Genomic DNA, 12,259 nt, shown 5'->3' on the forward strand with positions numbered 1-12,259 from the left:
TGACGCGCGCTGCGGCAGGGTCGCGGCACGACGACGGCACCGTTCGAGGGGGCTGCATGATCAGGACGATGCTCCGGCTGCGCGCGCGCCCCGGCTGCGAGCCCGCGGTCGGGCCGGCCTTCGAGACGGTCGCCGGGCAGCTCGGCGCACTGCCCGGCAACATGCGGCACGAGCTGCTGCGCGACGCCCTCGACCCGCGCGGCTTCGTCGTCGTCACCGAGTGGGCCGACGACGCGGCGCTGCGCGCGTACCGGCGCGGGCCGGTGGCGGCCCGCCTGGCCGACCTGCTCCGGCCGCTGACCGAGCCGGACGGCGACCCCGGCTACCCCCTGATGCGCGAGACCGGGGACGGGACGGGTCCGGTCTACGTGGACGTCGAACTCACAGTGCCGCTCGACCGGCTCGCCGAGTTCCACAGGGGCTACCCCGAGGTGGTCCGGCGGATGGCGGCGATACCCGGCTACCGCCGCGAACAACTGCTGCGGGAGCCCGGCTCGGACATCCACCACATCTTCGCCGAGTGGGACGGCTCCGCGCCGTTCCTCGCCTGGATCGGCGACCCGGCCCACGCCTCCGCGCAGGCCGGGCCGATTGCGCCGTTCCTTCTCGACATCCGGCGCCGGCTGTTCCACGTCGTGCCAGACGCGGACGACCGCCGACACCCCACCACGGGCTGGGAGGCCGACGTGCACAGGACAACAGACGTACTCGTCGTCGGGGCGGGGCCCACCGGGCTGACCGCCGCCGTCGAACTGGCCCGGCGGGGCATCGACTGCCTGGTGATCGACAAGCAGGCCACCCCGCCCGGCCACGCCGACAAGGCGATCGGTGTGCACTGCCGCACCATGGAGATCTGGGAGGAGCAGGGTGTCGTCCGGGAGGCCATGGACGCCGGCATCTGGCTCACCGGCAACACGGTCTTCGTCAACGGCGAGCAGACCCACCGGATGAGCTGGGAACTGCCCGGCCTGCCGTACGACCACCTCGGCCTGCCGCAGTACGAGACCGAACGGATACTCACCACCCGGCTGGCCACCCTCGGCGTCCGCCCGCAGCGCGGCGCCGAACTCGTCGACTTCACCCAGGACGCCGACGGCGTGACCGCCACCGTCCGCACCGCCGACGGCGGCACCGAGACGGTACGCGCGGCGTACCTGGTCGGCGCCGACGGCGCGCACAGCCGGGTACGGGAGCGGCTCGGGCTCACCTTCACCGGCGGGCTCGGCCGGTTCCCGCAACTGTTCATGCTCGTGGACGTCGACGTGGACTGGGACATGCCGGACGGGCACCTGCTGCGGTTCCTGCATATGACCGACGGGCAGATGGACGGGATGCTCGTCTGCGTACCGCTGCGCGGCGAGCGCCGCTACCGCATCGCCACCCTCGCCCCGCCCCGGTTCTTCGCCCAGACCGGCGGGCGCGACGCCCCGCCCGGGTTCAGCGAGGAACTCGACGAACCGACGATCGAGGACGTGCAGGCGGCGCTGGACCGCCTCGCGCCACCCGGCACCCGGGCGAGCAACCTGCGCTGGTCGTCGGTGTTCCGGATCAGCCACGGCATCGTCGACCGCTACCGCGACGGCCGCGTGTTCGTCGCCGGGGACGCCGCCCACCTGCACCCGCCGGCCGGCGGCCAGGGCATGAACACCGGCATCCAGGACACCTGGAACCTGGCCTGGAAGCTCGCCCTGGCGGTACGCGGGCTTGCCGCGCCCGGCCTGCTGGACAGCTACGAGACCGAGCGGCGGCCGGAGGGCGAGGAGATCGTCGGCCGGGCGGTACGGATGGCCGGCACCGAGGAGGTGGACCGCGCCGACCTGGAACGGCAGTTCCTCCAGGAGATGTCCATGCTGCTCAGCTACGCCGGCAGCCCGCTGGTCGGGGAGACCGTCGCCGACCCGGCCGCGCTCGGTGACGCGCCCCGCCCCGGCGACATCGCGCCCGACGTCGACGGGCTGCGCCGGCGCGGCGTCGGCCACCCGCTGCGGCTGCGTGACCTCACCCGGGGCACCCGGCACACGCTGCTGCTCTACGCCGACCGCACGGCCGGCGCGGAGGAGCTGGCCGCGTTCACCGGCCTGTGCGCCGACGCGCGGCGGCTCGCCGGCGGGGAACTCGACGCGTACCTGCTGCTCGACCCGGACGCCGGCGAACCGCGACTGCTCGACCCGCCGGTGGTACGCGACGCCGAGCGCCGCTTCCGTGCCGGGTACGGCCTGGCCGGCACCGGCCTGTACCTGATCCGCCCGGACGGGCACATCGGGTTCCGGGGCGCGCCGGTCGACCCGGACGCGCTGCGCAAGCACCTGCACCTGGTCTTCGGGAGTGTCCGGTGAGCCGGGTCCGGACCGTGCTGTCGATGCGGACCCGGGAGGGCTGCGAGGAGCGCTTCGAGGCGGAGTGGCTCACCGCGGCCGAACAGATCCGCACGCTGGACGGCTGCCTGCACCAGGACCTGGTCCGTGACGCCGACGACCCGCGCAGCTACCTGATCATCAGCGACTGGGCGGACCGCGAGCGGCTGGACGCGTTCGGCCGCAGCACGCACCGGGACCGGCTGCTGAGCATCATCCGTGAGCTGCGCGAGTCCGCCGACCGGCACACCTACCAGGTGCTGCACAGCGTGGCCGGCGAGCAGGGGGAGGGGCGATGACCGACGACGTGATGCCGGCGAGCGAGCTCTACACCGACGGGTTCGCCGCCGACCCGTACCCCGCGCTGGCCCGGCTGCGCGCCGAGCGGCCGGTCTGCCCGGTCGGCTCGCCGCGCTTCGACTCCTGGCTGATCACCCGATTCGACGACGCCCGCACCGCGCTGACCGACCCGCGCCTGTCCAAGGACCTGTACGGCCCGGGGCAGCACTACCTGAAGATCTTCGGCCCGAACTCCGAGGGCCTGAACCGCAACATGCTCAACTCCGATCCGCCGGAGCACACCCGGCTGCGCCGCGTGGTGTCGCAGGCGTTCGCGCCGCGGCGGATCGAGGCGTTGCGTCCCCGGGTGGCGTCGATCGTCGATCAGCTCATCGACAAGATGGCACCGCACGGCGAGGCGGACCTGATGCACGAGTTCGCCATTCCGCTGCCGATGACAGTCATCTGCGAGCTGCTCGGTGTGCCGCCGGCCGACCACGACCGGGTGCTCGACTGGACCCAGGTCATCCGTACCTCCGGCTCCACCAGCCGGCCGCCGGCGCAGGAGCGGGCGGCGGTGCAGGAGGCCCAGCTCCGGCTGCACCACTACCTGGCCGGGCTGGTCCGCGCCAAACGCGACGACCCGGCCGACGACATCATCGGCGCGCTCATCAAGGCCGTCGACCGGGACGGGACGCTGTCCGAGGCGGAACTGGTCACCACCACGTTCCTGCTGCTGTTCGCCGGGCACCAGACCACCGCCGACTTCCTCGGCAACGCCGTGCTGGCTCTGCTCACCCACCCCGAGCAGATGGAACTGCTGCGCGACTCGCCCCGCCTGCTGCCCGCCGCGATCGAGGAGCTGCTGCGCTTCGACGGGCCCCTGCCCGTGGCCAGCCCGCGCATCGCCACCGAGGACGTCGACTACCAGGGCGTACGCATCCCGCGCGGCGCGATCGTCGGGGTCGGGATCAACGCGGCCAACCACGACCCGGCGCACTTCGCCGACCCGGACCGGCTGGACCTGCGCCGGGTTCGGGGCCCGCACCTCGGGTTCGGGCACGGCGTCCACTACTGCCTGGGCGTCTCGCTGGCCCGGATGGAGGCCGAACTCGCGCTCGGCGCGCTGCTGCGCCGGCTGCCCGGACTGCGTCTCGGCGTGCCGCTCGCCGAGGTGCGCCGGCTCCCCGCCGCCTCGCCGTTCCGTGGCCTGCTGGAACTGCCTGTCACCTTCACCGCCTGACGGCGCCGCCGTCTCGCGCCGCCGCCCCCGTCGCAATCACTCAAGGAGCAGTCATGGTCTTCCGCAACGTGATCGTCTGTCACATGGCCCCCGGCAGCGAGCAGATCGTCGGCGGCGTGTTCGGCCACTACGATCAGGCCACCCGGCCGCAGGATCTGGGCGTCATCGGCCGGTACCTGCTGTCGCACCACGACCTCTACCTCCACGTGATCGAGCGGGAGCAGGACCCGCGGATCTCCGGGCAGACCCGTGGCCTGCCCGCCTTCCAGAAGATCGCCGAGGAGATCGGCCCGTACGTCACCCCGTACCCGCGCTACTGGAAGAACCCGTCGGACTCGGTGGCGAAGGAGTTCTACCACTGGGCGCCCGAGGGCGAGCCGCCCGCCGACACCACGCTCACCGTGATCGTCGGGCGGATCAAGCCCGGCGCCGAACCGGACGTGGCACGGGTCTTCGCCGAGTCCGACGCCGGGTCGCTCCCGGCCGACCTCGGCGTCACCGGGCGCTGGCTCTACTCGATCGACGACGTCTACGTGCACCTGCTCGAACAGGAGTCGTCGGCGGCCGAGGCGACCCGGGACCAGCACGGCGACAAGCCCGCCTTCGGCAAGGTGATGCAGGACCTGGGCCCGTACATCGAGCCGTACCGGCCGGAGAAGTGGCAGGGCCCGCAGGACTCGGTGGCCACCGTCTTCTACCGCTGGCAGGCCCAGGACTGAGCACGCTCCGCGCTCCCGTCGGCCGGGAGCGCGGAAACGCCGCCCCCGCGACCGGCCGTACGCCAGGCTGGTGCGGGGGTGCCGGGTGTCGACGAAGGAGATCGTCCAGCACGCCGGGGCGCTGCTGGACCTGGCCGGGGTGCTCGTCATCGCGGTCGGCGTCGCGGTCGCCACGGCGGTGTTCGCGGTGCGTTGCGCCCGGACCCGGCAGGTGGTCGCGCACTACCGGGCGTACCGGCAGGGGGTCGGCCGGGCCATCCTGCTCGGCCTGGAGTTCCTGGTCGGCGGCGACATCATCCGTACGGTAGCGGTGTCGCCCACGTTCACCAGCGTCGGCGTGCTGGCGCTGATCGTGCTGGTCCGCACGTTCCTCAGCTTCTCCCTCGAGGTGGAGCTGGACGGCCGCTGGCCCTGGCAGGGCCGGACTCCGGCCGCCCGGCCCAGCGTCGGCGCCCGCCCCCAGCGCTGAGCGTCGTACCCCTGCGGCAGCATGCGGGCATGGCGGAGTTCCGGATCGTGCGCGGCGACGCGACGAGCCCGCAGGCGAAGGGCCCCAAGATCGTCGCCCACGTCTGCAACGATCTCGGCGGGTGGGGGAAGGGCTTCGTGCTCGCCGTCTCGCGGCGCTGGCCGGAGCCGGAACGCGACTACCGGGAGTGGCACCGGCACCGGGCCGGGAACGACTTCGGGCTGGGTGCCGTCCGGCGGGTCCGGGTCGCGCCGGACCTGTGGGTGGCCAACATGGTCGGCCAGCGCGGGATGCGCCGGGGCAGCGCCGGGCCGCCGATCCGGTACGACGCGGTGGAGCGTTGCCTCGCGACAGTTGCCGGCCACGCCGAGGAGCTGGGCGCGTCGGTCCACATGCCGCGCATCGGCTGCGGGCTGGCCGGCGGCTCGTGGCAGCGGATCGAGCCGTTGATCCGGCGCGCGTTGTCCGACCGCGGCATCCCGGTGACCGTCTACGACAGGTAGTGACCTCCGCCTGTCGCCCGCGTCACTTCGTCGAGCCGGTACCGGCAGGTACCCCCAGGGGGTATGGTGGTGCGATGGAGCACGGATCCGGTCACGACACCGGCCACCACGGCGACCACGGCGGCGGTCACGGCGCGCACGCCGGGCACGACCCGGAGCAGTTCCGCCGCCGGTTCTGGCTGAGCCTGGCGCTGACCGTGCCGATCGTCGCCACCAGCCACATGGTGATGGACTGGTTCGGCTACTCGCTTGAGTTCCCGGGCGTGCGCTGGGTCGGCCCGGTGCTCGGCACCGTGGTGTTCGCGTACGGCGGCTGGCCGTTCCTCACCGGCGGGCTGCGTGAGCTGCGCGAGCGCGCCCCCGGCATGATGCTGCTGATCTCGATGGCGATCGTCGTCGCGTACGTCGCCTCGGCCGCCACCAGCCTCGGCCTGTTCGACCTGGACTTCTGGTGGGAGCTGGCCGCGCTGGTCACCATCATGCTGCTCGGCCACTGGCAGGAGATGCGGGCGGTCGGGCAGGCGCGCGGCGCGCTCGGCGCCCTCGCCGCGCTGCTGCCCGACGACGCCGAGCGCCTGGACGACGCCGGGCGGCCGCATCCGGTGCCGGTCGCCGAACTGCGGGTGGGCGACCTGGTGCTGGTGCGCCCCGGCGGGCGGGTGCCGGCCGACGGGCGGATCGTCGAGGGCGCCGCCGAGCTGGACGAGTCGATGATCACCGGCGAGTCGCGGCCGGTGGCCCGCGCCGCCGGTGACCGGGTGGTCGCCGGCACCGTCGCCACCGACTCGACCCTCCGGGTACGCGTCGAGGCCGTCGGCGCGGACACCGCGTTGGCCGGCATCGGGCGGCTCGTCGCCGAGGCGCAGGCCTCCGGTGGGCGCGCGCAGGTGCTCGCCGACCGGTTCGCCGCGCTGCTGTTCTACCTGGCGGCGTTCGCCGGCCTGGCGACGTTCGCGGTCTGGGCGCTGCTCGGCGACCCCGACCAGGCGGTGGTACGCACCGTGACGGTGCTGGTGATCGCCTGCCCGCACGCGCTCGGCCTGGCGATCCCGCTGGTGGTGGCGCTGTCCACAGCGCTGTCGGCCCGCGCCGGCATCCTGGTCAAGGACCGGCTCGCGCTGGAGCGGATGCGCACCGTCGACACCGTCCTGTTCGACAAGACCGGCACGCTCACCACCGGCCGGCACACGGTGACCGGGGTGGCCGCCACCGGCGGGACGGACGAGGCAGCCGCCCTGGCTCTGGCCGGCGCGGTGGAGGCCGACAGCGAGCACCCGCTGGCCCGGGCGCTGGTCGCCGCCGCCGACGCCCGCGGCGCCCGTCCCGCCGCGCGCGGCTTCCGGGCGCTGACCGGCCGGGGTGTGCGCGCCACGGTGGACGGCGTGGACTGGGCGGTCGGCGGGCCGGCGCTGCTGCGCGAACTCGACGCCGCGGTGCCGGACGACCTGGCCCGGGCCGCGCGGGAGTGGTCGGGCCGGGGTGCCGCGGTGCTGCACCTGGTCCGGCTGTCCGAGGGCGGCCCACCCGAGGTGGTCGCCGCGTTCGGGCTGGAGGACCAGGTCCGCCCGGAGGCGCGGGCCGCCGTGGCGGAGCTGCGAGACCTCGGCGTACGCAAGATCGTGATGATCACCGGCGACGCGCGCCCGGTCGCCGAGGCGGTCGCCGCCGACCTCGGGTTCCGGCCCGGTGTCGACGAGGTCTTCGCGGAGGTGCTCCCCGCCGACAAGGACAAGGCGGTGGCCGAGCTGCGTGGCCGGGGACTCACGGTGGCGATGGTCGGCGACGGCGTGAACGACGCCCCGGCGCTCGCTCGCGCCGACGTCGGGCTGGCCATCGGCGCCGGCACCGACGTGGCGATCGAGTCCGCCGGGGTGGTGCTCGCCGGCTCCGACCCGCGCGGTGTCGGCGGCGTGATCCGGCTGTCCCGCGCGTCGTACCGGAAGATGCGGCAGAACCTGGCCTGGGCGGCCGGCTACAACGTGGTGGCGATCCCGCTCGCCGCCGGTGTCCTCGCCTGGGCGGGGATCGCGCTCAGTCCGGCGCTGGGCGCGGTGCTGATGTCCGCCTCGACGATCGTGGTGGCGCTCAACGCCCAGCTGCTGCGCCGGGTCCGGATCACCCCGGCCGACTGAACCGCAGTTCCGGTCCCGAGCCGCCTGACGGTTCGCGTATGCGAGCCACCACGCCACTTCCGGCTGGCACCTGCGGGCCGCTAGGGTGAGCGCGTGACGGTGTTCCGGATCGGTGAGGCAGCCGAACTGCTCGGGGTCAGCGCGGACACGGTCCGCCGCTGGATCGACGCCGGCAAGCTGCCGGCCACCCGCGACGAGCACGGCCACCGGGTGCTCGACGGCGCCGACGTGGCAGCGTTCGTCCGCGCGCCCGGCCACCCCGAGCTGTCCTCGGCCCGCAACCGGCTGCGTGGCATCGTCACCGCCGTCGTCAAGGACACCGTGATGGCCCAGGTGGACATCCAGGCCGGGCCGTTCCGGGTGGTGTCGCTGATGAGCCGCGAGGCCGTCGACGACCTCGACCTCCAAGTCGGCTCCGTCGCCGTCGCGGTGATCAAGTCGACCACCGTCGTGGTCGAGCGCGCCCCCGCCGCCACCCCCAGGGGAAGGACGAGCCCGTGACCGTACGGTGGATCCGCGCCGCGCTCGCCGCCGCGCTGGTGGGGGCGCTGGGCCTGACCGGGTGCGGCGGCGCCGACGAACCGGCCGGGCCCGACGGCGCCGGCCCGGTGACCGTGTTCGCCGCCGCCTCGCTCACCGAGTCGTTCACCACACTCGGCAAGGAGTACGAGGCCGCCCATCCGGGCCGCACCGTCACGTTCAACTTCGGCGGCAGCTCGGGCCTCGCCACCCAGATCACCCAGGGCGCGCCCGCCGACGTGTTCGCCGCCGCCTCCCCGGCCACCATGAAGACGGTCACCGACGCCGGTGATGCGGCCGGCGAACCGGCAGTGCTGGTGCGCAACCAGCTCGTCGTCGCCGTACCCCGAGGCAACCCGGCCCGGGTCGGCGGCCTGGCCGACCTCGCCCGCCCCGGTGTCAAGGTGGCGCTCTGCGCGGAGCAGGTGCCCTGCGGTGCCGCCGCGCGCACCGCGCTGGACGCCGCTGGTGTGCGGCTCACGCCCGCCACGCTCGAACAGGACGTCAAGGGCGCGCTGGCCAAGCTGCGTCTCGGCGAGGTCGACGCGGCACTGGTCTACCGCACCGACGTCCGCGCCGCCCCCGGACTCGACGCGGTCGAGTTCCCCGAGTCGGCGCGCGCGGTGAACGACTACCCGATCGTGGTGCTGCGCGCCGCCGGCAACCCGGCCGGCGCTCGCGCCTTCGTCGACTTCGTCCGCTCCGACGCCGGGCTCGCCGTGCTCACCGCCGCCGGGTTCCAGGCGCCCTCCGGCACATGAGCCGTGCCGTACGCCGGCAGCGGGTGCCGATCGCCCTGCTCGTGCCCGCCGGGTTGGGACTCGCCTTCCTCGTCCTGCCGCTCGCCGGGCTGCTGCTCCGGGCACCCTGGACCACGCTGCCCCAGCGGCTGACCGAACCGGGTGTGCTCACCGCGCTGCGGCTGTCGCTGGAGACCGCCACCGTCGCCACGCTGCTCTGCGTGGCGCTCGGCGTACCCCTGGCCTGGCTCTTGGCGCGGGTGGAGTTCCCCGGCCGGCGGCTGGTCCGGGCGCTGGTCACGGTGCCGCTGGTGCTGCCGCCGGTGGTCGGCGGCGTGGCGCTGCTGCTGGTCTTCGGCCGGCGCGGGCTGGTCGGGTCGTGGCTGGACGAGACGTTCGGGGTGACGTTGCCGTTCACCACCGCCGGGGTGGTGCTGGCCGAGGCGTTCGTGGCGATGCCGTTCCTGGTCATCGCCGTCGAGGGGGCGCTTCGTGGCGCCGACCCCCGGTACGAGGAAGCCGCCGCCACGCTCGGCGCCGGACGGTTCACCACCTTCACCCGGGTGACCCTGCCGCTCGTCGCCCCGGGAGTGGCGGCCGGGGCGGTGCTCTGCTGGGCCCGCGCGCTCGGTGAGTTCGGCGCCACCATCACGTTCGCCGGCAACTATCCCGGCCGCACGCAGACCATGCCGCTGGCGGTCTACCTGGCGCTGGAGACCGACCTGCAGGCGGCGATCGTGCTGAGCCTGATCCTGCTCACCGTCTCCGTGGTCATCCTCGCCGCGCTGCGCGACAAGTGGGTCGGGACGACATGAGTGTGCTGGACGCGCATCTGGTCGCCGAGCGGGACGGCTTCACCCTCGACGTGCGGCTGCGCATCGCCGCCGGTGAGGTGGTGGCGCTGCTCGGCCCCAACGGCGCCGGCAAGACCACAGCGCTGCGGGTGCTCGCCGGGCTGCACCCGCTCGCCGCCGGTCACCTCACGCTCGACGGCGCCGACCTGGACCGGCCGGACCGCCGGGTGTGGACGCCGCCGGAGCGCCGGCCGGTCGGCGTGGTGTTCCAGGACTACCTGCTGTTCCCGCACCTCAGCGCGCTGGACAACGTGGCGTTCGGGCCGCGCCGCCGGGGCGCCGACAAGCGCGCCGCCCGCGCCCGGGCCCAGGGGTGGCTGGACCGGGTCGGCCTCGGTGACCAGGCCCGGCGCCGGCCCCGGCAGCTCTCCGGTGGGCAGGCGCAGCGGGTCGCGCTGGCCCGCGCGCTCGCCGTCGACCCGGCGCTGCTGCTGCTCGACGAGCCGCTCGCCGCGCTCGACGCCCGGACCCGGCTGGACACCCGCGCCGAACTCCAGCGCCACCTCGGCGCGCACCCCGGCGCGACGCTGCTCGTCACCCACGACCCCCTCGACGCCCTGGTGCTCGCCGACCGACTGGTCATCGTGGAGCACGGCCGGGTGGTGCAGGAGGGCGACGCCGCCACCGTCACGGCCCGGCCGCGCACCGACTACGTGGCCCGGCTGGTCGGCCTCAACCTGCACCGGGGCCGCGCCGACGGACATGTCGTCACCGTCGGTGAGCTGACGCTCACTACCTCCGACACCGTCCACGGTGAGGCGTTCGTCGCGTATCCGCCGGCCGCCGTCGCGCTGCACCCGTCCCGGCCGGAGGGCAGCCCGCGCAACGTGTGGGCGGCCACCGTCACCGGTGTGCAACGCCACGGCGACAACCTGCGCGTGCAGCTGGCCGGGCCGGTCGAGGTCGCCGCCGACGTCACGCCCGCCGCCGCGGCCCACCTCGGACTGATCCCCGGCCGCCTGGTCTGGGCGGCGGTCAAGGCAGCCGAGACGCGCGCCTATCCGGCGTGACAAACACCGCTGGTCGCGACATGTGCGCAGTGAGAGGTTTGATCTGCGCTCAACCGGTCACTGGGACGGTAGCGACGACGCAAAGGGGGACACGGTGCCCGACACGATCCGCAACAGGTCCAGTCTGGACGCCGACCTGCCACGGGGAGTCACCGACCCGTTGCTCTGGCGGGCCGCGTACGACGTTGCCGTCGCCCACCGGCCCGACGATTCCGGCCGGTGCGAGAGCCTGCTGTGTGACGGTCAGGTCGCGCCGTGTGACGCGCTGACCGCCGCCCACCGCGCCATGGAACTGGCCGGGGACCGGGACTCCGACCGGGCCGAGGCCGAGACCTGGCGTACGGAGCAGCGCCGGCGCGCCGCTTGAGCGTCAGGTCGCGGGCGGTTCGAACCGCTGATGCCCCGCTTCCGTGTTTATGATCGACAACTCGGTCGGAATGCGGGGAAGAGGAGAGTTCGTGACGGTCGACGCCCACGCGTTCTGGCTCCGCGCCCCCGGCGAGGGCGAGATCCGGCCGGTCCGGCTCGCCGACCCAGGCCCCGGTGAGGTGCTGGTCCGCACCCGCTTCTCGGGTGTCAGCCGCGGCACCGAGACGCTGGTGTTCACCGGCCGCGTCCCGGCCGACCAGCACGACGCCATGCGCGCGCCGTTCCAGGAGGGCGACTTCCCGGCGCCGGTCAAGTACGGCTACCTCAGCGTCGGCACCGTCGAGGCGGGCGACGAGCGGCTGCTCGGCCGTACCGTCTTCTGCCTCTACCCGCACCAGAGCGCGTACGTGGTGCCGGCCGACGCCGTGACCGTCGTGCCGGACGGCGTATCGGCCGAGCGCGCCGTGCTGGCCGGCACCGTGGAGACGGCTGTGAACGCGCTGTGGGACGCCGCCCCGCTGGTCGGCGACCGGGTCACCGTGATCGGCGGCGGGATGGTCGGCTGCGCGGTGACCGCGCTGCTGACCCGCTTCCCCGGCGTACGCGTCGAACTGGTCGACGCCGACCCGGCCCGCGCCGGTGTGGCCGCCGCGCTCGGCGCCGACTTCGCCACACCCGCCGCCGCCACCGGCGAGCGCGACCTGGTGGTGCACGCCAGCGCCACCGCCGACGGGCTGCAACGCGGCCTGGAGCTGCTGCGCCCCGAGGGCACCGTGCTGGAGCTGAGCTGGTACGGCGACCGGCCGGTCACGCTGGCGCTGGGCGGCGCGTTCCACTCCCGACGGCTGGGCATCCGCAGCAGCCAGGTCGGCACCGTCTCGCCCCGGCGGGCCGACCGCAGCTACGCCGACCGGCTCGCGCTCGCCCTGGACCTGCTGGCCGACCCGGTGTTCGACGCGTTGCTCACCGGCCGGTCCCGCTTCGACGACCTGCCCGACGTGCTGGACCGGCTCGCCTCGGGTGAGCTGCCGGCGCTGTGTCATCTCATCACCTACGGCGAGGAGTGAT

13 protein-coding genes are annotated in these 12,259 nt (G+C 74.3%); all 13 read left to right on the forward strand.

The window, feature by feature from the left end; translation table 11 throughout:
• Positions 1-56 precede the first annotated feature (56 nt).
• The 13 genes from SM452_RS05980 to SM452_RS06040 all read left to right on the forward strand — a co-directional run bounded on the left by SM452_RS05980 (position 57) and on the right by SM452_RS06040 (position 12,258).
• Positions 57-2,336, forward strand: coding sequence for an FAD-dependent oxidoreductase (locus SM452_RS05980; RefSeq protein WP_355508049.1), 2,280 nt, complete (start codon positions 57-59; stop codon positions 2,334-2,336).
• Positions 2,333-2,653, forward strand: a complete 321-nt coding sequence (locus SM452_RS05985; RefSeq protein ID WP_355508047.1) for a putative quinol monooxygenase — start codon at positions 2,333-2,335, stop codon at positions 2,651-2,653. Before SM452_RS05980 ends, SM452_RS05985 begins: the two co-directional genes overlap by 4 nt.
• A complete protein-coding gene (locus SM452_RS05990; RefSeq protein ID WP_402810869.1) occupies positions 2,650-3,876 on the forward strand; it encodes a cytochrome P450 family protein in 1,227 nt (408 codons plus the stop codon). The genes SM452_RS05985 and SM452_RS05990 overlap by 4 nt, the downstream gene beginning before the upstream one ends.
• Before the next feature lie 53 nt (positions 3,877-3,929).
• Positions 3,930-4,595: a TcmI family type II polyketide cyclase gene (locus SM452_RS05995; protein WP_463839445.1), complete on the forward strand. Its 666-nt coding sequence runs from the start codon at positions 3,930-3,932 to the stop codon at positions 4,593-4,595.
• An 85-nt stretch (positions 4,596-4,680) separates the two neighbouring features.
• Entirely contained in the window at positions 4,681-5,064 is a 384-nt protein-coding gene (locus SM452_RS06000; RefSeq protein WP_355508040.1) for a DUF1622 domain-containing protein, read from the forward strand.
• A gap of 29 nt (positions 5,065-5,093) precedes the next feature.
• Positions 5,094-5,567 carry a macro domain-containing protein gene (locus tag SM452_RS06005; protein ID WP_463839446.1) on the forward strand — a complete coding sequence of 158 codons (474 nt, stop codon included), beginning with the start codon at positions 5,094-5,096 and terminating at the stop codon, positions 5,565-5,567.
• A 74-nt stretch (positions 5,568-5,641) separates the two neighbouring features.
• The gene (locus SM452_RS06010; protein WP_355508036.1) at positions 5,642-7,699 is read left to right on the forward strand and encodes a heavy metal translocating P-type ATPase; all 2,058 of its coding nucleotides are present in this window, start codon (positions 5,642-5,644) and stop codon (positions 7,697-7,699) included.
• Positions 7,700-7,792: 93 nt separating this feature from the next.
• Positions 7,793-8,200 (forward strand): TOBE domain-containing protein, encoded by a 408-nt coding sequence (locus SM452_RS06015; RefSeq protein ID WP_135240553.1) that lies wholly within the window; start codon positions 7,793-7,795, stop codon positions 8,198-8,200.
• Positions 8,197-8,979, forward strand: coding sequence for a molybdate ABC transporter substrate-binding protein (gene modA, locus SM452_RS06020; protein ID WP_355508034.1), 783 nt, complete (start codon positions 8,197-8,199; stop codon positions 8,977-8,979). The genes SM452_RS06015 and modA overlap by 4 nt, the downstream gene beginning before the upstream one ends.
• A complete protein-coding gene (locus SM452_RS06025) occupies positions 8,976-9,773 on the forward strand; it encodes an ABC transporter permease (protein WP_355508032.1) in 798 nt (265 codons plus the stop codon). Before modA ends, SM452_RS06025 begins: the two co-directional genes overlap by 4 nt.
• A complete protein-coding gene (locus SM452_RS06030) occupies positions 9,770-10,822 on the forward strand; it encodes an ABC transporter ATP-binding protein (protein ID WP_355508030.1) in 1,053 nt (350 codons plus the stop codon). The genes SM452_RS06025 and SM452_RS06030 overlap by 4 nt, the downstream gene beginning before the upstream one ends.
• A 94-nt stretch (positions 10,823-10,916) precedes the next feature.
• Complete coding sequence (locus tag SM452_RS06035) at positions 10,917-11,189, forward strand: hypothetical protein (RefSeq protein WP_262011853.1); 273 nt, start codon at positions 10,917-10,919, stop codon at positions 11,187-11,189.
• Between the two features lie 49 nt (positions 11,190-11,238).
• Complete coding sequence (locus SM452_RS06040) at positions 11,239-12,258, forward strand: zinc-dependent alcohol dehydrogenase (protein WP_463839447.1); 1,020 nt, start codon at positions 11,239-11,241, stop codon at positions 12,256-12,258.
• Position 12,259: the final 1 nt, after the last annotated feature.

It is taken from the genome of Micromonospora sp. SYSU B005, assembly GCF_055362685.1.

Coding starts and splice junctions, on each gene's coding strand:
- SM452_RS05980 (WP_355508049.1), top strand. CDS start 57: ATGATCAGGACGATGCTCCGGCTGCGCGCGCGCCCCGGCTGCGAGCCC.
- SM452_RS05990 (WP_402810869.1), top strand. CDS start 2,650: ATGACCGACGACGTGATGCCGGCGAGCGAGCTCTACACCGACGGGTTC.
- SM452_RS05995 (WP_463839445.1), top strand. CDS start 3,930: ATGGTCTTCCGCAACGTGATCGTCTGTCACATGGCCCCCGGCAGCGAG.
- SM452_RS06005 (WP_463839446.1), top strand. CDS start 5,094: ATGGCGGAGTTCCGGATCGTGCGCGGCGACGCGACGAGCCCGCAGGCG.
- SM452_RS06010 (WP_355508036.1), top strand. CDS start 5,642: ATGGAGCACGGATCCGGTCACGACACCGGCCACCACGGCGACCACGGC.
- SM452_RS06025 (WP_355508032.1), top strand. CDS start 8,976: ATGAGCCGTGCCGTACGCCGGCAGCGGGTGCCGATCGCCCTGCTCGTG.
- SM452_RS06030 (WP_355508030.1), top strand. CDS start 9,770: ATGAGTGTGCTGGACGCGCATCTGGTCGCCGAGCGGGACGGCTTCACC.
- SM452_RS06040 (WP_463839447.1), top strand. CDS start 11,239: ATGATCGACAACTCGGTCGGAATGCGGGGAAGAGGAGAGTTCGTGACG.